Annotated in this window: 19 protein-coding genes, 3 rRNA genes and 1 riboswitch (1 of these 23 only partly in view); of the genes, 4 read left to right on the plus strand and 18 right to left on the minus strand. The window is 41.5% G+C overall.

Annotated features, from left to right (window positions below; genetic code table 11):
• The first annotated feature begins 2 nt into the window (after positions 1-2).
• Positions 3-1232, plus strand: a complete 1230-nt coding sequence (gene serA, locus IT970_RS11960) for a phosphoglycerate dehydrogenase (RefSeq protein ID WP_036966411.1) — start codon at positions 3-5, stop codon at positions 1230-1232.
• Between the two features lie 456 nt (positions 1233-1688).
• A complete protein-coding gene (locus IT970_RS11965; protein WP_069439015.1) occupies positions 1689-3131 on the plus strand; it encodes an IS1182 family transposase in 1443 nt (480 codons plus the stop codon).
• A 147-nt stretch (positions 3132-3278) separates the two neighbouring features.
• Here IT970_RS11965 and IT970_RS11970 read toward each other — a convergent pair whose 3' ends face one another.
• The 4 genes from IT970_RS11970 to yaaA all read right to left on the minus strand — a co-directional run bounded on the left by IT970_RS11970 (position 3279) and on the right by yaaA (position 6937).
• Positions 3279-3968, minus strand: a complete 690-nt coding sequence (locus IT970_RS11970) for a hypothetical protein (RefSeq protein ID WP_196857365.1) — start codon at positions 3966-3968, stop codon at positions 3279-3281.
• Between the two features lie 326 nt (positions 3969-4294).
• Positions 4295-4693: a hypothetical protein gene (locus tag IT970_RS11975; RefSeq protein ID WP_036966403.1), complete on the minus strand. Its 399-nt coding sequence runs from the start codon at positions 4691-4693 to the stop codon at positions 4295-4297.
• A gap of 394 nt (positions 4694-5087) precedes the next feature.
• On the minus strand, positions 5088-6023 hold the full coding sequence (locus tag IT970_RS11980) for a mechanosensitive ion channel family protein (protein ID WP_196857366.1): 936 nt from the start codon (positions 6021-6023) through the stop codon (positions 5088-5090).
• A 134-nt stretch (positions 6024-6157) separates the two neighbouring features.
• Positions 6158-6937 (minus strand): peroxide stress protein YaaA, encoded by a 780-nt coding sequence (gene yaaA, locus IT970_RS11985; protein ID WP_036966396.1) that lies wholly within the window; start codon positions 6935-6937, stop codon positions 6158-6160.
• A gap of 221 nt (positions 6938-7158) precedes the next feature.
• On the opposite strand from yaaA, the gene tal reads away from it, so the two are divergent.
• Together tal and IT970_RS11995 are read left to right on the plus strand one after the other, a co-directional pair.
• Positions 7159-8109, plus strand: coding sequence for a transaldolase (gene tal / locus IT970_RS11990; RefSeq protein WP_036966394.1), 951 nt, complete (start codon positions 7159-7161; stop codon positions 8107-8109).
• A gap of 189 nt (positions 8110-8298) precedes the next feature.
• Positions 8299-8487 (plus strand): DUF3545 family protein, encoded by a 189-nt coding sequence (locus tag IT970_RS11995; protein WP_036966391.1) that lies wholly within the window; start codon positions 8299-8301, stop codon positions 8485-8487.
• Between the two features lie 30 nt (positions 8488-8517).
• Here the strand turns inward: IT970_RS11995 and ung are convergent, their stop codons facing one another.
• The 14 genes from ung to IT970_RS12065 form a co-directional block, all read right to left on the minus strand.
• The gene (ung, locus tag IT970_RS12000) at positions 8518-9189 is read right to left on the minus strand and encodes a uracil-DNA glycosylase (RefSeq protein WP_036966388.1); all 672 of its coding nucleotides are present in this window, start codon (positions 9187-9189) and stop codon (positions 8518-8520) included.
• Positions 9186-10007 carry a cobalamin-binding protein gene (locus IT970_RS12005; protein WP_231387333.1) on the minus strand — a complete coding sequence of 274 codons (822 nt, stop codon included), beginning with the start codon at positions 10005-10007 and terminating at the stop codon, positions 9186-9188. Before IT970_RS12005 ends, ung begins: the two co-directional genes overlap by 4 nt.
• Positions 10008-10044: 37 nt before the next feature.
• Positions 10045-10644 carry a cob(I)yrinic acid a,c-diamide adenosyltransferase gene (gene cobO, locus IT970_RS12010; protein ID WP_036966385.1) on the minus strand — a complete coding sequence of 200 codons (600 nt, stop codon included), beginning with the start codon at positions 10642-10644 and terminating at the stop codon, positions 10045-10047.
• A complete protein-coding gene (locus IT970_RS12015; RefSeq protein ID WP_196857793.1) occupies positions 10644-12128 on the minus strand; it encodes a cobyric acid synthase in 1485 nt (494 codons plus the stop codon). Before IT970_RS12015 ends, cobO begins: the two co-directional genes overlap by 1 nt.
• Positions 12128-12655, minus strand: coding sequence for a bifunctional adenosylcobinamide kinase/adenosylcobinamide-phosphate guanylyltransferase (gene cobU, locus IT970_RS12020; RefSeq protein ID WP_118844583.1), 528 nt, complete (start codon positions 12653-12655; stop codon positions 12128-12130). Before cobU ends, IT970_RS12015 begins: the two co-directional genes overlap by 1 nt.
• Complete coding sequence (locus tag IT970_RS12025) at positions 12652-13446, minus strand: adenosylcobinamide-GDP ribazoletransferase (protein WP_196857367.1); 795 nt, start codon at positions 13444-13446, stop codon at positions 12652-12654. The genes cobU and IT970_RS12025 overlap by 4 nt, the downstream gene beginning before the upstream one ends.
• Positions 13447-13449: 3 nt before the next feature.
• A complete protein-coding gene (cobT, locus tag IT970_RS12030) occupies positions 13450-14511 on the minus strand; it encodes a nicotinate-nucleotide--dimethylbenzimidazole phosphoribosyltransferase (RefSeq protein ID WP_196857368.1) in 1062 nt (353 codons plus the stop codon).
• A gap of 3 nt (positions 14512-14514) precedes the next feature.
• Positions 14515-15504 (minus strand): FecCD family ABC transporter permease, encoded by a 990-nt coding sequence (locus IT970_RS12035; protein WP_074989056.1) that lies wholly within the window; start codon positions 15502-15504, stop codon positions 14515-14517.
• Positions 15497-16330, minus strand: a complete 834-nt coding sequence (locus IT970_RS12040) for an ABC transporter ATP-binding protein (protein ID WP_036966375.1) — start codon at positions 16328-16330, stop codon at positions 15497-15499. Before IT970_RS12040 ends, IT970_RS12035 begins: the two co-directional genes overlap by 8 nt.
• 168 nt (positions 16331-16498) lie before the next feature.
• Positions 16499-16566: riboswitch (cobalamin riboswitch) on the minus strand.
• Between the two features lie 309 nt (positions 16567-16875).
• Positions 16876-17493 (minus strand): histidine phosphatase family protein, encoded by a 618-nt coding sequence (locus IT970_RS12045; RefSeq protein WP_074989058.1) that lies wholly within the window; start codon positions 17491-17493, stop codon positions 16876-16878.
• Between the two features lie 55 nt (positions 17494-17548).
• Complete coding sequence (locus tag IT970_RS12050) at positions 17549-17977, minus strand: FKBP-type peptidyl-prolyl cis-trans isomerase (protein WP_065978673.1); 429 nt, start codon at positions 17975-17977, stop codon at positions 17549-17551.
• A 323-nt stretch (positions 17978-18300) separates the two neighbouring features.
• Positions 18301-18415: ribosomal RNA gene (rrf, locus tag IT970_RS12055) — 5S ribosomal RNA — on the minus strand.
• Between the two features lie 63 nt (positions 18416-18478).
• Positions 18479-18593 (minus strand): 5S ribosomal RNA (gene rrf, locus IT970_RS12060).
• A 121-nt stretch (positions 18594-18714) separates the two neighbouring features.
• Positions 18715-19117 (minus strand): 23S ribosomal RNA (locus tag IT970_RS12065) (it continues 2482 nt past the right edge of the window).

The following is a 19117-nucleotide window of genomic DNA, read 5'->3' on the forward strand; positions in this document are numbered from 1 at the left end:
ATATGAGTAAGGTATCGTTAGCAAAAGACAAAATTAAAATTCTCTTGCTGGAAGGCGTGCACCAAAGTGCTGTAGAAACGCTAAAGCGTAATGGTTACAGTAACATTGACTACGTGAAAACGTCCTTACCTGAAGACGAGCTCATTGAGCGCATTAAAGATGTGCACTTTGTTGGCCTTCGTTCTCGTACTCATATTAATCAAGCGGTATTAGAAGCAGCTGAAAAGCTTGTTGCAGTAGGCTGCTTCTGTATCGGTACAAATCAAGTTGATCTGCAAGCTGCACGTGAGCGTGGTATTGCTGTATTCAACGCACCATTCTCAAACACGCGCTCTGTTGCAGAGTTAGTGCTTGGTGAAATCTTATTACTTCTTCGTGGTATTCCACAGCGTAACGCCCTCGCTCATCGCGGTGGTTGGTTAAAATCAGCCAACGGTTCATTTGAAGCCCGCGGTAAAACGTTAGGTATTGTTGGTTACGGCCACATTGGTACACAACTCGGTATCATGGCTGAAAACATCGGTATGAACGTAGAGTTCTTTGATATCGAAGACAAACTATCGCTTGGTAATGCGACACAAGTACATAACCTTACCCAGTTATTGCAACGTGCCGATGTAATTAGCTTACACGTACCAGAAACGCCGCAAACTAAAAATCTAATTGGCATGGCTGAGCTTGAAGTCATGAAGCAAGGCGCGATTTTAATCAATGCCTCACGCGGTACAGTGGTTGATATTGATGCGCTTGCAGAAGCACTGAGCGAGAAAAAGCTAAGCGGTGCTGCCATCGACGTATTCCCTGTTGAACCAAAATCGAATGACGAAGAATTTGTTTCACCTCTGCGTGGTTTTGATAACGTTATTTTGACCCCACACATTGGTGGCTCAACGCAAGAAGCACAAGAGAACATAGGTATTGAAGTTGCGGGTAAACTTGCTAAGTACTCAGATAATGGGTCAACAATTACAGCCGTGAACTTCCCTGAAGTATCGCTGCCTGAACTCGCTAACCGCAGTCGCTTATTGCACGTACACCAAAATAGACCCGGCGTGTTAACGCAAATTAACCAAGCGTTTGCACAGCACGGTATCAATATCGCAGCACAGTACTTACAAACTGACGAAGCGATTGGTTACGTAGTAATTGATGTAGACACAGACCATTCAGAAGTCGCACTTAAAGAACTAAGTGCAGTTGAAGGTACAATCAGAGCTCGTATCTTACACTAATCGCTCACACAGCGAATAAGCAAAAAGCGCAACCAGTTTGACTGATTGCGCTTTTTTGATGTTGAGCTTAAGCCACCCTCTCTCAGTTGATTTTGTGTGAAGATAAGAGCGCAGCGAAACCCAGCAAAGTAAGCCTCGCTGTAAGCCTTAAGTTTTAAGCGCCAAGTCAAGAATAGCTCAGCGTAGGCGTAAATTTATTTCGCGCGAGGCGCGGTTACTTATAAGTAACCAATACCAACCATTTTTGAGTAAACAGCAGATGGTAGTTCAAGCCAATTTTGGACAAAAGCATTTCATAACAGAAGGACGGCTCTGTGCCCAGACTGTGTGAAAACTCTGATCACCTTTTGGTCTAAGTATGTTCTGCTTATGATCTATTAATCTATACATTTAGTTCACTTAATATACTGATATTTATATAATTAGACTATTGATTCAGTTGAGGGTTGAGGCAGTATGTCAAAGTTTATAAGCGGTGAAAGTCGTGACCAATCAACGTTATTTCCAGAATCGTTGGAAGATTACGTCAGTGAAGATAATACGGTCAGAGTGATTGATGTTTTCATTGAGGAACTAAATCTAGCTGAATTGGGGTTTAAAGGATTAACTTTAAAGTCCACAGGCCGCCCTAAGTATCATCCAGCCACATTATTAAAACTGTATCTTTATGGTTACCTCAACCGTATTCAATCATCCCGCCGATTAGAAACCGAATGCCAACGCAATATTGAACTGATGTGGCTACTTGGTAAGTTGGCACCCGACTTTAAAACGATTGCTGATTTTAGAAAAGACAACGGAGATGGTATAAAAAATGTGTGCAAAACGTTTGTTGAAGTCTGCCGTCGTCTGAATATGTTTGAGAAACCAGTTGTTGCCATCGATGGTAGTAAGTTTAAAGCTAGCAACAACAAAGGCAATAATTTTACGCCAAGCAAAGTTAAATTCCACATCGACCGAGTCGAAAAGAACATTGAACGTTACCTTGAATTACTTGATGAAGCCGATAAAGAGCAAGCTAACGTCACAAAAATTAAAGCCACAAAAGATAGGCTAGCTGACTTTCGCAGCCAGTTAAAAAAACTACACGAGATTAAAGAACAAGTTGAAGCTCATCCTGACAAGCAAATATCCACTACTGATCCTGATTCACGTTTAATGAAAACTCAAGGTTTTACAAGAGTTGTGAGTTATAACGTGCAAAGTGCGGTTGATACCAAGCACCACCTTATAGTGGCGCATGAGGTGACCAACGTGCCAGATAGAGGCCAGCTTGCGTCAATGACAAAACTCGCACAAAAAGCATTGCGCAAGGAAGATATAAGGGTATTAGCAGATAAAGGTTACTTCAGTCAGCCCGATATAAAAGATACTATCGATTTGGGTGCAGAGCCAATCATGCCCAAGACGGATACATCGTCCTCTGAAAAGAAAGGGATATTTAACCGCTCACTCTTCAAATACGATGCAAATAAAGATATTTACTTATGCCCCGCTGGTAATGAACTTCAAAATCGAATGCAGGTATTTGAGCAAGGTAAATACCTTGATGTTTACTTCAATCACATTGCTTGTCGAGATTGTAAAATAAGAAGTCAGTGCACTAACTCTAAAAAAGACCCTAGGCGAATAAGGCGGTGGGTGCATGAGATTCTGACAGAAGAAATGCTTCAAAAGCTAAAGAATGAACCTGAATTGATGCTTCATCGCAAGCAAACTGTTGAGCACCCCTTTGGCACAATTAAACTCTGGATGGGAGCTACCCACTTACTAACACGAGGTTTAAAAAGCGTGGGGACAGAAATAAGTCTTCATGTCCTAGCTTACAACTTCAGAAGAATGATAACAATTATGGGAGTTAACGGCCTAAGTAAAGCAATTAGAGTAGCGTTGCCATAGCAGTTTCGCTCGCGCGGAGAAAATTGCGATACTGAGAAAAAATCGATCGCAACCATCTTAAATGGTTTCAAACTAAGAACATACCCAAGACAATTTATTAAAAATTAGTTTTCACACAGTCTGTGCCATTAGCTGTCGCTCACTGACTCATGCTTTACAGTATGATTCCCATTCTTCGAACTTAACTTGAAGGAAGCTTTCAATCTGAGGTATTAAATGCAGGTCGTGCGCCTGAACGTCATAAGTAAAGTAAAACTCTTTATATATGAAGCTTCTTTTGCATCTAAAGTTCATAGGCTTCTTGCCAATACAGCTTCCAATAAACCAATCATCAGGCATTGCATCTAGACGCGGATTAGGCGGGGTTTTAGCTAAACTCCACCACGTATCAATAAATCTTCTGTCGCCTATTTCATATAAATTTAAGCTTTCATTAAAATCTACTGCTGGCTCAGTTTTTTCTGTTTGGACATTCCATGCAGCTTCTGCGACACCATTTGGTTTTCCTATTTGATTTAGCCCCCAAATGATCCCTGTTATTTCATGTTTTAAATCAACGTTGTATTGATTTATATGACTATAAGTATAACCAGTAATTGAGTCAGCTACTTCTTGTGCTGATATTTTATAAAGACCACCAGCGGCATTTTCATCTAGATCTTCATCATCAATAAACCAAAGATAAGGTACATTGACTATGAGTTCGTAGGATTTTGGAATGCAAAGCTTGGAGTTCGATACATTGACGATTCCATATTCCCTAAATGATTCTTTGACATAATTAAAGCCAATAAAAAGCACAAGTAATATTGCTAGATATTTAAAAAACGTTTTCATTGAGTGTGTAACAATCCTTGATACTGTTATTCTGTGAAACACGATAGGAAATCATTAAGGTAGCTTCCGCTTATCGCTCACAGCCGAATTTCGCATACGTCCCATTAGCGGTCTTAAGGCCATCATTGAGTGTGAGCAGACGTTGAGTATAACGCATATTTGGACAGAAACGTTTTAGGTCGTCGGCTATTAGATGAATTTCACATAAATATTTCTATAGAGCAAAACGCCCTGTTAATTGTCGGTTTACGCTTGGCTATAATTAGCGAAGAATGAGCGCCAGCCAAGCAGTAAAGCGTCCATTTTAAACAGCTTGTATGTACCGTTTACTCACCAGCCTTTATTTTGGGTAACTGAATTTGCAACATAACAAAAGCAGGAATGAGTGGCAAAAACGCTAACCAAGATAATTCAGAAACAACCCAAAACCAAATGAACCATGATTCTGCAGCAATTAGCAAAAGCAACTTTATGACGCGCTTAAAAAGCATTAGATCGCCCATAGCTGCTAACGGCAAACCAAAGCCTAGCGAGCCGACTGAAACTATAGCTGGGTGAATTGACTCGAATTCAGTATTTTGTATAACTGAAAAATAAAATTCGTAGCCATAGCTAAATAGCAAAGGGCTCAATAGACAAAACATCCAAACCGTGTTCCAGCTAGTACTACGCTGATGCTTAGAGTGGATTTTATTTTTTTCTTGAAGCTTGCTCAATGCATCCATTTAACTCAGTCTATCCCTAGGTATATAACATTTTATAGTGCGCTCGTCGCGCATCTTTGTGCCGATGTTACGCGCATGTATTAATGAATCTATTTTTAACAAATAACGTAATGCATTGCCAACTATAATATTTTTATTGACACTAAAGGTATTCAGAAAAAGAAAATACACTTGTCGCTCAAAAAATTAGTGGAATATCAGATTATGGGGTAGCGCCAATATCATTAGATGAATAAGACTGTATCTAATAGCTCAAAGCCAACCTATAGAGTAATTACGTTAACTCACTTTGGGGCAGAATCGGTTTGGCTTGGTTAGACTGAGAATAAAACGGAAACAACCACCCGCTCACGTACACTTCCCTGTGTAAATCACGCCGGTGAGTCAGTAAATTTTACATATCGGCTGGCTTTGCATCCGCGGCCTTATCGGGCTGTTTTTCGCTGATCATGGTGTTTAATTTCTCGCCGCCTTTAATACCAAAATCTAACGTGCGGATTGGGAATGGAATGGTCATATCAGCTTCGCTTAAGGCGTTTCTAACAGCCACAACAGCCTTGTGGCGTACAGTCATAAAATCAGCTTCACCGGGGTATTTAATCCAAAACCACACCAGTAAATTAACGCTGCTATCGCCAAAGCTTTCGGCGTACACGGCGGTCTCTTCTTGCTTGATCACAAAATCAAATTCATTGATTTTTTTAACGATAACCTCTGCAGCTTGCTCTGGGTCATCGGCATACGAAATACCCACAGGCACCTCAATACGTCGAATGCCTAACGTACTGTAATTACTAAGTATGTTTCTAAATAAAATTTTATTAGGTACGAGAATTAGTTGTCCATAAAAATTCTCGATAAGGGTGTTTCTGAGGTTAATCGCGCGCACTGTACCAAATACACTTTCCGTTCGAATGACATCACCTGCTTTAAAGGGTTTACGGATACCCATGGCAATACCTGCGATTAAGTTTTCGGTCATATCCTGAAAAGCAAAACCGATAGCAAGACCAACAATACCAGCACCTGCGAGTAATGAAGTCACGGTGCCTCTGAGGCCTAAAAAATCGAGCGCAACAAACAGCCCTACACAAAGAATAACCACTTTTGCAATAGACGACATCAAATCAGCAATTTGCGTTGATTCCAAAGAGCGACGTAAGATTTTACGCAGCATTGAGCCACACACTCGCGCTAAAAGCGAAAATAAAATGGTTATTATGATTGCGACGATGAAGTTAGGAATATGACTTATAACAATATCAATCCAACCACCAAGCTTCTCTTCAATGAGCTTTTCAGCTTCACTAACGGATGGAATTTTTAGCATGTTTATACCTTGTTATCTTATATTAACTAACTCGGTAATTTGCAAAATGAACGCCATGTTTAATCAGACAAATAAAAACCATAAAAAAAGCCGTGCATCGCACGGCTTTTAACACACTAAAGTAGGCTCTTTTTCTAGTGCTGTTCTTCTCGCAGAAAAACAGGTTCGAGCTCTTTCGCGGTTGCATCGCTACTGAAGTAATAACCCGCTACTGTGAAATCTTTTAAATCACTCAATTGAGTAATTTTATTCTCTATAATGTAACGCGCCATCATGCCGCGGGCTTTTTTCGCGTAAAAGCTGATCACTTTATACTGGCCGTTTTTACAATCTTTAAAATGAGGTGTAATAATTTGTGCATTTAAGGCTTTTTTATCAACTGCTTTAAAATACTCATTTGAAGCAAGGTTTACTAAGTACTTACTGTCTTGCTCTGCTAAGACTGTATTGAGTTTTTCGGCTATCACACTCCCCCAAAACTCATACAAGTTTTTACCGCGTGGATTTTCAAGCTTAGTGCCCATTTCTAGGCGGTAAGCTTGCATTAAATCGAGCGGCTTAAGCACACCGTAAAGGCCAGATAAAATTCGTAAGTGAGACTGTGCATAATCTAAGTCAGAGTGTGTTAACGACTGTGCATCTAAACCACCATACACATCTCCATTAAATGCAAGGACGGCTTGTTTTGCGTTTTCTGTTGTAAACGGCTGTGACCACTGTGCGAATCGCGCTGCATTTAAACCGGCTAGTTTATCGCTGATTTTCATTAAACTGCCAATTTGAGCAGGGGTTAAATCACGGCAAACTGACATTAACTCTTCGCTGTGCTCGAGTAATTCAGGCTGAGTGAATTTGTCAGTCGTGGCTGGTGTTTCATAATCTAAATTTTTTGCAGGTGAAATAACTGTGATCATAGATAGCTATTGACTTGTAATTTGTTTGATGTCAATTTCAACATTAAATGAATCAAAATGCACGTTTTGTTTCACCCCGCCTTAATTCGCTGCATTTTCACATCTAATGCCTTAGTTTTCTTAGTTAAGGACATTTGACCTATTAAACACTGTCATAGTGTTGCAGCATTAAGGTGGCTATAATGGATTTTCTTTTAACTTGCTTGGAATGAGGAAAGCAAATGACTTCAGCACTACAAAGGCTTAAACAGCATTCATCTATTGTTGCAGATACAGGTGATATTGAAGCTATCAAAAAGCACCAACCAGAAGATGCAACAACTAACCCATCTTTACTTTTAAAAGCCAGTGAAATTGAAGCGTATAAACCTTATCTAGACAAGGCATGGCAATACGCAAAAGAAACAGAGCAAGATGCAGCCAAGCAACTTGAACTTGCTTGCGATTATTTTGCCGTATTAATTGGTAAAGAAATTAGCGAAATTGTACCGGGTTATATCTCGACAGAAGTCGATGCGCGTTTATCTTTCGATACACAAGCGACGATTGATAAAGCACATACTTTACTTAGCCTTTACGAAAAAGAAGGGGTAAGCAAAGATAAAATTCTTATTAAAGTTGCATCAACGTGGGAAGGCATCAAAGCTGCCGAGCAATTAGAAAAAGAAGGCACTAAGTGTAACTTAACGCTGTTATTCTCAGAAGCGCAAGCACGTGCCTGTGCCGACGCCAATGTATTTCTAATTTCACCGTTTGTTGGCCGTATTCTTGACTGGCATGTAGCGAATGGTATGGAAAAACCGACTGATCCAATGCAAGATCCTGGTGTACAGTCTGTTCGTAGTATTTATGAATTCTACAAACGCCATGACTATAAAACAGTCGTGATGGGTGCAAGCTTCCGTAACACGGGTGAAATCATCGCGCTTACTGGTTGTGATAAATTAACAATCAGTCCTGCATTACTTGAAGAGCTTGGTGAGCTTACAGACGCACAAGAGTACTTACTTGAAAGCGACTTTACCGTTGAACCAAAACCAGCACCACTGACTGAAAGTGAGTTCCGTTGGTTACATAATCAAGATGCCATGGCGACAGAAAAACTAGCTGAGGGCATTCGCTCTTTTGCCGAAGCGCAGCTTGAATTAGAAGCACGCTTTAAAGCAATGTAATCTGTAAAAATCATTGTAAATGAACGCCACCGCTCTCGGTGGCGTTTTTGTTTATATACCATACAAAATTTTGTTCTATTCATCTAGCAATCACATTTCCGTAACAATATCGTCACTTTTTTATTCTATTTTTGTCTAGCCTGTGGTATAGGTATTTCCGAGGTTCAAAATAATCAATAGGAGAAGTTCATGGATAGCCTAGACGATATTTTAGAAATATTAGAAGGTCCTAGTACAACAAAAAAGACCTCTACAAAAAATAAAAAGAGAAAATGGCGCGAAATCGAAGCTTTGAAAGACAAGCACAGATTACGTAAAGAACTACAGGAGTTAGACTACTTTACAGACAGTATAGCGATTGATGAGCTAGACTTTTAAACCAAGGCCCGCAAGGGCCTTTTGTTTGCATTAAATTTTAGGAAGGTGCCAATTAATCGGTGTTTTATGCTGTTCGCTCAGTCGCTGATTAATCGTTGAAAAGTGCTTACACCCAAAAAAACCTCGATGTGCAGACAAAGGTGAAGGATGTGGGCCTTGGATCACATGATGGCGCGATGTATCGATGTGTTTACCTTTTTTTTGTGCATGTGCCCCCCACAAAACAAACACAACTCCCTCACATTGCTGATTGATCAGTGCGATAACTTGGTCTGTAAACTGCTCCCATCCCAAGTGCTTATGTGAATGCGCGTTTCCCTGCTCAACGGTCAGTACTGTATTCAATAAAAACACGCCCTGCTCTGCCCAGCTTTGTAAGTAACCATGCTCAGGTATTTCGAATCCGTCGATATCTGTGGCCAGTTCTTTATAGATGTTTTTAAGTGAAGGTGGCAGTTTTTTAACCTCAGGTTGCACTGAAAAGCATAATCCATGTGCCTGCCCTTCACCGTGATAAGGGTCTTGCCCTAAAATAACCACTTTCACATCGTTTAAAGGAGTGGCGTTAAAGGCTGAGAAAACCTGTTCTTCAGGTGGGAATACTACAACACCCGCAGCGCGTTTATCAGCAACGTAGGTTAGCGTGTCTTGCATATAGGGCTTGGCTAATTCAGCCTTTAAAAAATCTTGCCAGTTGGTCATTTTGAAGCCTGTATTTGCTTTCTTGAAATGTCTATTTTACCACACATCTCGCTCAAGCCATCAAGCATGCGGGTTGTAAAGCGATGTAATAAATCAGCGTTAACACTTATAAATTGGTTATGCTGAACGGCCGGTAATTCAGGCCATTGTCGCCAATCTATTTGAGGTTGCGGCTTTTTCGATTTTTCATCGGGGATAATAATCACCTCGGGTTTACTTACCAGCACATTTTCAATGCTGATACGCGGATAATCGGTTTCACTGTTTGCAAATACATTGTCAGCATGGCAAATCGTTAGTAACTGATTAATCCATGTGTTACCACCCACCGTCATCATCGGCTCTGGCCATAACTGATAAAACACACTCACTGGGGGTTTATCCTGCTGTGAAGCACGGATGGCAGCAAGCTTTACCTCAAACTCAGTGGCGACTCTATCGGCTCGCGTTTTTAAATGGGTTAACTCACCTAATTTACGTAACTCATCAGCCACATTATCCACTTGGTCTGGGTTACTGTAAGCAACCGGAATACCTAATTTCTCAATGTAAGCAAGATCTTCAGCTTTATTACCGGTCTTCCATGCAAGAACAAGATCAGGTTTCAGCGATAAGAGCCTTTCCATATTGATGCCATAGTAACCTCCCACTCGTTCAATTTCATTGGCTTGTGCAGGGTAATCGGCATAATCTACGGTTCCAACGATCCGATCTCCAGCACCAATTGCAAACAGGTTTTCGACTATATGCGGAGCCAAAGCAACGATACGCTGAGGCTCTTTAATTTCATGTGCGTAAGAAAACTGAGCCAACCACATCAATGCCCATAAGCAACTAAAGGTCAGTGCTTTCATATTAGTAATCAAACCCTTTTTGTGCCTTTATGCCAGCATCAAATGCATGCTTCACGTTACGTACTTCACTCACGGTGTCTGCAAGTTCTGTGAGTTTTCGGTGCGCGCCTCGCCCTGTAATAATCACTGATTGCATTGCAGGTCGCGAACTAATTGCAGCAATGACTTCATCTAAATCAATGTAGCCATAGGTAATCATATAAGTGATTTCATCGAGCATCACTAAATTAATAGACTCATCTTTTAGCATTCGTTTTGCTTCTTGCCATGTCACTTGCGCTGCCGCTGTGTCAGAGTCTTTATTTTGAGTCTCCCAAGTGAAACCCGTATTCATAATGACAAATTCGACGCCTGCTTTTTCGAGTAAATTACGTTCACCGCACTCCCAAGTGCCTTTAATAAACTGACAAACAGCTGCTTTCATGCCATGACCCACAGCACGCGCTACAGTACCAAAGCCTGAGGTTGATTTTCCTTTCCCGTTACCTGTAATGACCTGAAAAATACCTTGCTCTTTTTGAGCCGCGGCGATGCGCTCGTCTACTTTTTGTTTTACTTTTTGTTGGCGCTGTTGGTGCTTATCTTGGTTGTTTTCGCTCATTATTTTTCCTTACTAAAGGTGTCATAAATATTGATAATTTGCTCAATATCCATATGTTTTTCCACTACGTCTGCGAGTCTATTTAACTGCTGTTCGCGGTGTTGATTAAGATCGATAGGTGTCAATTTCGTCTCAGGCTCTAGCCATCTGACCAACTGATTTACTGCATCAGGTGTATCAAAAAGCCCATGTAAGTAAGTACCTGCTACTTGGTTATCATCGCTAATAAAGCCGTCATGGGTAAAGTCATTCGGATGCTGTTCAAACGTTATAAAAGGCTGTTCAAGCGCTGGGCCCTCACTTATTCCGGCATGTATTTCATAGCCACAAACTTGCTGTTCGCTGCTGTTTAAATGCAATATTCCAGTTACTTGTGTCAGCACTTTTTGTTGGCCTAACTGAGTTTCAAAATTAGCGATTCCCAACCCTTTTGCTTCCCCTAATGTAGACTCGACAGAATGAGGATCGGCAATTCGCATCCCTAACATTTGTAGGCCACCACAAATCCCCAGCACTTTGCCTGAATAACGAAGATGGCGGTGTATTTGTTTGTCCCACCCTTCATTTTTTAGAAAGGCTAAATCGCTTAACACATTCTTACTACCTGGAATAATAATTAGATCAACATCAGGAATCGATTGTGTATGACGGACATAGTGAAGGTCTATTTCTGGTTGCAGTCTGAGGACATCGAAATCAGTGTGATTACTAATATGAGGTAAAAGAAGAACAGCAATGTGTAACTGTGGCTCAGCAACTTTATTAGCAATAGCCACGGCATCTTCGGCATCTAAGGCTAAATCATGTAAGTATGGCAAAACCCCCAATACAGGTTTATTCGTGTATTGCTCAAGCCAATCTAAACCACTTTGTAACAGTGCTATATCACCACGAAAACGATTTATTACAAACCCTTTTACGCGCGCTTGCTCTGATTCAGATAACAACGCTAACGTCCCAACCAGGTGAGCAAAAACCCCGCCTTTATCAATATCGGCAATAATGATCACTGGGCAATCGACAGCCTCAGCATAACCCATGTTAGCAATATCATTTTCTCTGAGATTAATTTCTGCTGGACTGCCTGCGCCTTCAACAACTAATAGCTCAAACCGTTCGCTTAAGCGCTTTTGAGAGGTGAGTACAGCGTCCATAGCGACCTTTTTATAATCGTGGTAACTGCCGGCTTCCATATTCGAAAGCGCTTTCCCATGCACAATAACTTGTGCACCCGTATCGCTATTTGGTTTTAGTAAAATAGGGTTAAAATCAACCTCAGCGGGCACATTGGCTGCCACTGCTTGCAGTGCTTGTGCACGCCCTATCTCGCCTCCATCGGCGGTTACAGCACTATTAAGTGCCATGTTTTGCGGCTTAAAAGGCGCAACCTTAATGCCGCGTTTAGCAAAAATGCGACACAATGCCGCCACTAAAGTGCTTTTACCTGCATCAGATGTCGTGCCTTGCACCATAAGGGTTTTCATCATTGCTCCCTCTTTAATGTTTGTGCAAGGCCAGCAATAATAAACTCAACCCGAGCAACCTGCTTGGCAAGCGATTGGTGTAACCAACCCGAATGATCAACAAACTGGCGGCTCAATTCACCCAATGGCACAATACCATGGCCTACTTCATTGCTAACAAAAATAACCTCGCAGGGAAACTCTTTAAGCACATCAAGTAGTGCTGCTTTTTGCTCTAGCCAATATGCTTCACCGTGCTGACATAAACAATTACTCAGCCAAAGTGTTAAGCAATCAACCAAAATACAGCGGTCTGCTTTGCCATGCTCTTTGAGCACTTTAGCCAATTGCAGTGGCTCTTCGATAACTTGCCAACGACTATCGCGCTCTAATTGATGACGAGCAATGCGTTCAGCCATTTCATTATCGCCCGCATTGGCTGTCGCAAGATAAATAATCGATTTGCCTGAATTGCTAGCTAGTTGCTCTGCAAAGCGGCTTTTACCACTGCGTGCGCCACCTAAAATCAAGGTATGTGGTTGCTTCATAACATGCTCACTAAGGTTAAATATACAGCCAGCTCAGCAATTTGTTGTGCGGCACCTAGGCAGTCTCCGGTATAACCTGATAACTGTTTTTTGAACCAGTGAATTAATATAAAACGCGTTATAGTAAGTACAAGGATTACAGTGAAGATGTGCCAAATACTGAGCACTGAAAATAACCATGCGAAAAGTATCACTGCCCCGCCAGTCGCAAGCAGTATTTGGTAACTTTCGGTGCTTAAGTACATCGCAACGGGTTTTACTTTGCTGGTTGCATCGTGACTAACATAATCCATGTCAGCAATTAAACTCGTTGCGACAATTCGGCTTAAACTCTGCCCTAATAGCAACGCAATAAGTAGCAAATTTAGTGACTCAGACAACACAACTAAACTTTGAAACTTAATAAGCAGCACAATAATAAGTGCAGCCGCTCCGTAAGTTCCTAAACGGCTGTCTTTCATAATGGTCAGCTTATCTTCAACTTTCCAGCCACCACCAAAGCCATCCCACACATCTGCTAACCCATCTTCATGAAATGCCCCCGTCAAAATTAACCCTAAGGCCATAACAAGTGCCACGGAAATTGAAGCAGGAAAAAAGTAACTAAACACGAGATAACTTAAACTTAAAATCCCCGCAAGAAGAACCCCTACCAAAGCAAAATAGCGACTGGCTTGGTTCAATGCCTTCGTTGATACCTCAAAATTAAGCGTCACAGGTATACGTGTTAAAAAACTAACAGCTAGCAATAATAGCTGCTTTTGAGAAGGCGGTGGGTTGTGTGTATTCATTGCTTAAACAACCTGCTCAACATGTGCATCTGCAAAACTTGCCATTTCGTTATAAAATGCAAGCGATGATTGTAATAATGGTAACGCCAAGGCGGCACCACTGCCCTCTCCTAAGCGCAAGTTAAGGTTTAATAATGGCGATGCGTCTAACGCTGCCAGCATGGCTTTATGTCCTTGCTCATCTGAGGCGTGAGCAAAAATCATATAATCACGTGCATGCGCGTTTATACGTGTCGCAACCAATGCTGCGGCACTGCAAATAAAGCCATCAATAACCACCACCATGCCTAATTCTGCCGCGGCTAAAATAGCACCTGTTATTTGAACTATTTCAAAGCCACCCAGCGCCGCTAATGTCATTAATGGATCGTTTAGATGTGCCTGATGCAAATTAACAGCTTGTTCAACAACCGCAATTTTTTTAGCTACCACCTCATCCGCTACGCCCGTGCCCTTACCCACACATTGAGCGGCAGGTAATGATAATAGAGCAGCCATTAATGCTGCCGCACTGGTTGTGTTACCGATCCCCATTTCACCGAATGCTACGGTATTACACCCTGTATTTTTTATTGCATTCATACGCTGCTTAGCAAACTTAAAGCCTTGTTCAACTTGCGCTGGCGACATCGCCATTGAGGTATTTATTGACTCAGTAATATGCCCTAAACGTTGATTATGAACACTAATATGATGCTGTTCTGACAAAGTGCCTGCATCAACGATCTCTAGCTGCCATCCAAGTTGACGACAAAATACATTAATTGCCGCTCCACCATGCGCAAAATTAGCAATCATTTGTGAAGTAACACTGCTTGGCGCAATCGAAACCCCTTGGCTAGCAACACCATGGTCACCTGCAAAAACGACGAGTGTCGGCGCGTTAATAACAGGTTTAAATTCATCTACAGCGTGCTCTGAGTTAAGAGATTGACTTAAAATGAGTGTCAACTTTTTTGCGCACTCTTCTAATTGACCAAGCGCTCCTAAGGGTTTGGTTTTAAGATCTATTTTTTGTTGAATTACAGATGCATACTGCGAGTTAAGAGGTGCGATATTAAACATGGGCTACCTGCGCTGTTTACGAAAATAAAGTAAAGATAAAAAGAACACACTGCCTATAGCCGCAGTGATCACACCCACAGGCAATTCTTGATTAGTCAGTAAAGTACGACAAAGCACATCGACCCATACCATAAATGTACCACCAACAAGGCTCGTCATTAAAAGGTTGTGGCTTGAGCCTTGCGACGTAAAGTAGCGGACAATATGCGGGATCATAAGCCCAACAAAGCCAACCCCCCCACACATAGCGACCAAAACAGCAGTAATTAACGAACTAAGCAGTAACATTAAAATACGAAAACGTTGAGCATGAATCCCCAGTGTTGCCGCGCTTTCATCACCAAGTAACATAGCGTTTAACTGACGACGAAAAGCGATCATTAACGTCATACACGCAATGATTACGGTGAGCGGGATCCAGAGCGTTCCCCACTCAGCACGTGAAAAACTTCCCATAGTCCAAAATAAGATAGCTGTAATCGCTTGAGGATCGCTAAAATAAAGTAATAAACTGGTTAAAGCACTAAACAGAAATGACAGTGCGACCCCCGCCAATAACATCGCTTCAACTTGCCCTACATGGCGACGCCCAGCAATGCCAATCAACAAAAACATAGAGAGTAAGCTGCCCAAAAATGCAGCAATCGACATACTAAAGCCAAAACTCACACCGGTAAGCGATATAAAGCAAACCACACCAAATGAGGCACCTGAAGAAATACCAAATAAGTAAGGGTCTGCCAACGGGTTTCGCGTTACGGTTTGTAATATAAGCCCAGCAAGCGCGAGCCCAGCTCCAGCTAAAAACGCCAATATCATACGTGGCATGCGCAGTTGCAAAATAATACGCTGGATAAATTCATCACTGCCCTGGCTGATTAAACTATGCAGCACATCACTCATTGATGTACTCGCGGCACCAAAACTGAGTGCTAAAAAGCAACTGACAAGTGCAACGCATACACAGAGACTAAAACGCACCCTATCAGTCATCTTGATGCTCCTGTCTGTTATAGCCGTAATAGTAGGTAATATGTGGCACGTACTCATCAAACGAGGTTGACTGAGGATGAGCAGACACTCTTGCACAAACACCAAAAACATCACTTAACAGCTGCTCTGTAAGCACCTCTTTTGGTGTGCCTTGCGTAATTAATTGACCTTCATCGATAACAAGTAACTCATCACATACGCTAGCAGCTAGATTTAAATCATGAAATGAAGCGAGCACAGTGACATCAAGTGACTTAGCAAGCTCCATAATTTGAATTTGATACTTAACGTCAAGATGGCTGGTTGGCTCATCCATAATCAATAACTTTGGTTGCTGAACAATTGAGCGGGCTATAAGTGCACGCTGTTTTTCTCCACCCGAAAGTGAATCAAAGCTTTGCTGTGTGTGATGACTTAAACCAACCTGCTCGATTGCTTGATAAATACGCTTTTTATCATCGGCATTAGTCGCACTAAACAGGGTTTTATGTGGGGTGAGACCTAAACTAACTACATCGAAAACAGATAAATTAAATTGCGAAGGAGACTCTTGTAAAACCACTGCAACATTTTTAGCGAATTCATCAGCACTGATTTGCCAAATATTATCGCCAGCTAAAAAGACTGCACCTTGTTGTGGTTTTAAATAGCGATATAAGCAACGCAATAAACTTGATTTACCGGCACCATTAGGCCCCAGCAAACCAATGAATTGACCTGCATTTAACTGCAAATTGATTGATTTAAGAATTGTTTTATCAGCAATTCCCCAGCTTAAATCAGATACTGAAATTAAAGGGGTTGTGCCTTGGCTTTTTAATTGCAAATTACACTCTCTTGGCGAGTTTTATCAACGCACCAGAAAGCACTGACCTATATCAGTAGATAACGTGAGTTGACCCGCTCAATGATACTAATTAGTTTGAATATTAAATCGCTCAAATCGATAAACACTCTACTGTATTAGCATAATAAGACTAATTGTTGTTGCTAAGTATCTGGCTGACCATGTTCATCATGGATTACAGTTGCGGGAACAGCTGGAGAATCTCACCCCATTCCATAGCATATAGATATACCTAAACGACCTCATGATGCGAGTTTCTGTTGGAATTAAAGCAATATAGGCAAGAAATTGATTACACAGAATGGTTATTCCCTTCCTAAAATCAATAACGCGGAATTAATCGCTTTATACCAACCCGCAGAGCGTTGTTCAAAAACTTACTTTCTAAGTTGTTACTTATAAACGTGCTGCAAAGTAACGCCTTGATATAAAGCCCCTGTAAAACGCCGAAATCTAAATTTTGAGGTAGTTCGGTATATTATGGCGGGCTAAGTAAATAATTCAATGAATATCACTCTAGATGGCTAAAAAACTATTTTAGGCCACGCTTGCCCTTGTTCATCTATATATACATCTAACGTTATTAACCCTGCATAAGGTAAATGAAAAACATTAAGGTGAGTATTCGTTTGTTTAGGCATATGACAAATAATAGCGAGGATTTGTTTAATTACACCGGCGTGGCTAATCACTAATGATTGCGTATGTTTGGACTCTGTAAGCGAAACTAAAAATGCCTGCCACCATGCTTCGACTCGCGCGTAAAAGTCAGCCATTAATTCACCATTTGGCACTTTAACCTGCCACGGATGTTGCCAAAAATCACCGACATGAGGTTTACCATTTTGTTGCCAAAGTTGTTGGTAATCTTGGCCATCCCAGTCACCAAAATTAAACTCTTTCAATGCATTGTTATATTGCACATTGATTGTATGCTGACGAGCTAAGAATTCTGCATGCGTTGAACAACGTTTTAGCGGAGAGCTATAAATAGCATCGAAGCGAGATAATTTTGCGCTTGCTAGACGCATCTGTTCATAGCCTACATCTGACAAAGCAACATCAACGTGCCCACAAAGAATGCCCGGAGTTGCAATTTCGCCATGACGTAGTAAGTAAACCCGTGAAGTAAATGCGTCCATAAATATCCTTAATCAGCCATACAAGACGGTAACGCGTTTCTAGCTCAGTGTCGAGTTAGGCTAAACGAATTAAGCGAACATCAAAATGCAGCACTGCATTTGCACCAATTTTACCACCATTCCCCTTTTTACCCCACGCAAGCGCAGGAGGGATCACAAATTCATAGCGAGATCCTATATTCATCAACAAAAGCCCCTCTCTTAGGCCTTCAATCGCTTCCGATAAAGCAAACACCTCCGGCATACCCGCTTTATAGCTATCGGCAATAACATGACCGTCAGCGAGCATAATTCGTTGATTAATAACAACAGTATCAAACTCTGTAAGCTTGTCACCTGCCGCATCCTCTACAACTTTATACATCAAACCCGATGGGCACACTTGTGTATCTGGATGAGCTGAAAATTTGCTGATAAATGCTTCACTATTCTTACGGTTTAAACCTGATGAGCCTTTCGATTTTGTTGTTTTCTTACGAGACACAAAACACCTTAATTGTATTACAAATATAAAGCGCTTTATCGCATAACAAAGATAGGGAAGCAAGGAGTTTAAAGTAGAGTAGCAAGCGCTAAAAACTCAACAATGTCTTAATCTGAAAGATACACCACAGTGGCAATTCAGAGACTTTTCAGCACTAAAGTGCCTTTTACGTCCTAATTATCTCAGCGTGAGGTGAAATAAGCAATTTAAGAGAACCTTTCAATCTGTGTGATCAGACATCTATTTTCTGACATCCGATATAGTAGAAAGCATTAAACACAAAAAAGCCCGATTCTTTCGAATCGGGCTTTCTTTAATTAGGATCCTGGCGATGTCCTACTTTCACATGGCAAATGCCACACTATCATCGGCGCTGTTTCGTTTCACTACTGAGTTCGGCATGGGGTCAGGTGGGTCCAAAACGCTATTGTCACCAAGAAAATTCTTTTCAATTTTCTTATTATTAATTTTTAAATTTAAAGTCTTTCGACTGAATTAGGAGCCTGGCGATGTCCTACTTTCACATGGCAAATGCCACACTATCATCGGCGCTGTTTCGTTTCACTACTGAGTTCGGCATGGAGTCAGGTGGGTCCAAAACGCTATTGTCACCAAGCAAATTTGGTTGTTAATCGCATTCGCAATTAACTAAAATCTGGAAATCTGATAATCGTAAAATCTACTTTAGTATACTAACTTCTGTCTGTTACGCTGTCATAAAACGCGTTTGGCGTTGTATGGTTAAGCCTCACGGGTAATTAGTACAGGTTAGCTTAATGGCTCACACCACTTCCACATCCTGCCTATCAACGTTGTAGTCTTCAACGGCCCTTCAGAGACTTTAAAAGTCTAGTGAGAACTCATCTCGAGGCCTGCTTCGCGCTTAGATGCTTTCAGCGCTTATCAGTTCCGAACGTAGCTACCGGGCAATGCCATTGGCATGACAACCCGAACACCAGCGGTTCGTTCACTCCGGTCCTCTCGTACTAGGAGCAACCCCTCTCAATTCTCAAACGCCCACGGCAGATAGGGACCGAACTGTCTCACGACGTTCTAAACCCAGCTCGCGTACCACTTTAAATGGCGAACAGCCATACCCTTGGGACCGACTTCAGCCCCAGGATGTGATGAGCCGACATC

Source organism: Pseudoalteromonas sp. A41-2, assembly GCF_015767615.1.
Classification (GTDB): domain Bacteria; phylum Pseudomonadota; class Gammaproteobacteria; order Enterobacterales; family Alteromonadaceae; genus Pseudoalteromonas; species Pseudoalteromonas lipolytica.

What these genes read in the sequence shown, in the direction of transcription:
- cobO (WP_036966385.1), bottom strand. Translation starts at nt 10,644, where the DNA reads ATGAGCGAAAACAACCAAGATAAGCACCAACAGCGCCAACAAAAAGTA.
- cobU (WP_118844583.1), bottom strand. Translation starts at nt 12,655, where the DNA reads ATGAAGCAACCACATACCTTGATTTTAGGTGGCGCACGCAGTGGTAAA.
- IT970_RS11995 (WP_036966391.1), top strand. Translation starts at nt 8,299, where the DNA reads ATGGATAGCCTAGACGATATTTTAGAAATATTAGAAGGTCCTAGTACA.
- yaaA (WP_036966396.1), bottom strand. Translation starts at nt 6,937, where the DNA reads ATGATCACAGTTATTTCACCTGCAAAAAATTTAGATTATGAAACACCA.
- IT970_RS11975 (WP_036966403.1), bottom strand. Translation starts at nt 4,693, where the DNA reads ATGGATGCATTGAGCAAGCTTCAAGAAAAAAATAAAATCCACTCTAAG.
- IT970_RS11970 (WP_196857365.1), bottom strand. Translation starts at nt 3,968, where the DNA reads ATGAAAACGTTTTTTAAATATCTAGCAATATTACTTGTGCTTTTTATT.
- serA (WP_036966411.1), top strand. Translation starts at nt 3, where the DNA reads ATGAGTAAGGTATCGTTAGCAAAAGACAAAATTAAAATTCTCTTGCTG.
- cobT (WP_196857368.1), bottom strand. Translation starts at nt 14,511, where the DNA reads ATGTTTAATATCGCACCTCTTAACTCGCAGTATGCATCTGTAATTCAA.
- IT970_RS12015 (WP_196857793.1), bottom strand. Translation starts at nt 12,128, where the DNA reads ATGAAAACCCTTATGGTGCAAGGCACGACATCTGATGCAGGTAAAAGC.
- IT970_RS11980 (WP_196857366.1), bottom strand. Translation starts at nt 6,023, where the DNA reads ATGCTAAAAATTCCATCCGTTAGTGAAGCTGAAAAGCTCATTGAAGAG.
- IT970_RS11965 (WP_069439015.1), top strand. Translation starts at nt 1,689, where the DNA reads ATGTCAAAGTTTATAAGCGGTGAAAGTCGTGACCAATCAACGTTATTT.
- ung (WP_036966388.1), bottom strand. Translation starts at nt 9,189, where the DNA reads ATGACCAACTGGCAAGATTTTTTAAAGGCTGAATTAGCCAAGCCCTAT.
- IT970_RS12005 (WP_231387333.1), bottom strand. Translation starts at nt 10,007, where the DNA reads ATGTGGTTGGCTCAGTTTTCTTACGCACATGAAATTAAAGAGCCTCAG.
- IT970_RS12035 (WP_074989056.1), bottom strand. Translation starts at nt 15,504, where the DNA reads ATGACTGATAGGGTGCGTTTTAGTCTCTGTGTATGCGTTGCACTTGTC.
- tal (WP_036966394.1), top strand. Translation starts at nt 7,159, where the DNA reads ATGACTTCAGCACTACAAAGGCTTAAACAGCATTCATCTATTGTTGCA.
- IT970_RS12025 (WP_196857367.1), bottom strand. Translation starts at nt 13,446, where the DNA reads ATGAATACACACAACCCACCGCCTTCTCAAAAGCAGCTATTATTGCTA.
- IT970_RS12045 (WP_074989058.1), bottom strand. Translation starts at nt 17,493, where the DNA reads ATGGACGCATTTACTTCACGGGTTTACTTACTACGTCATGGCGAAATT.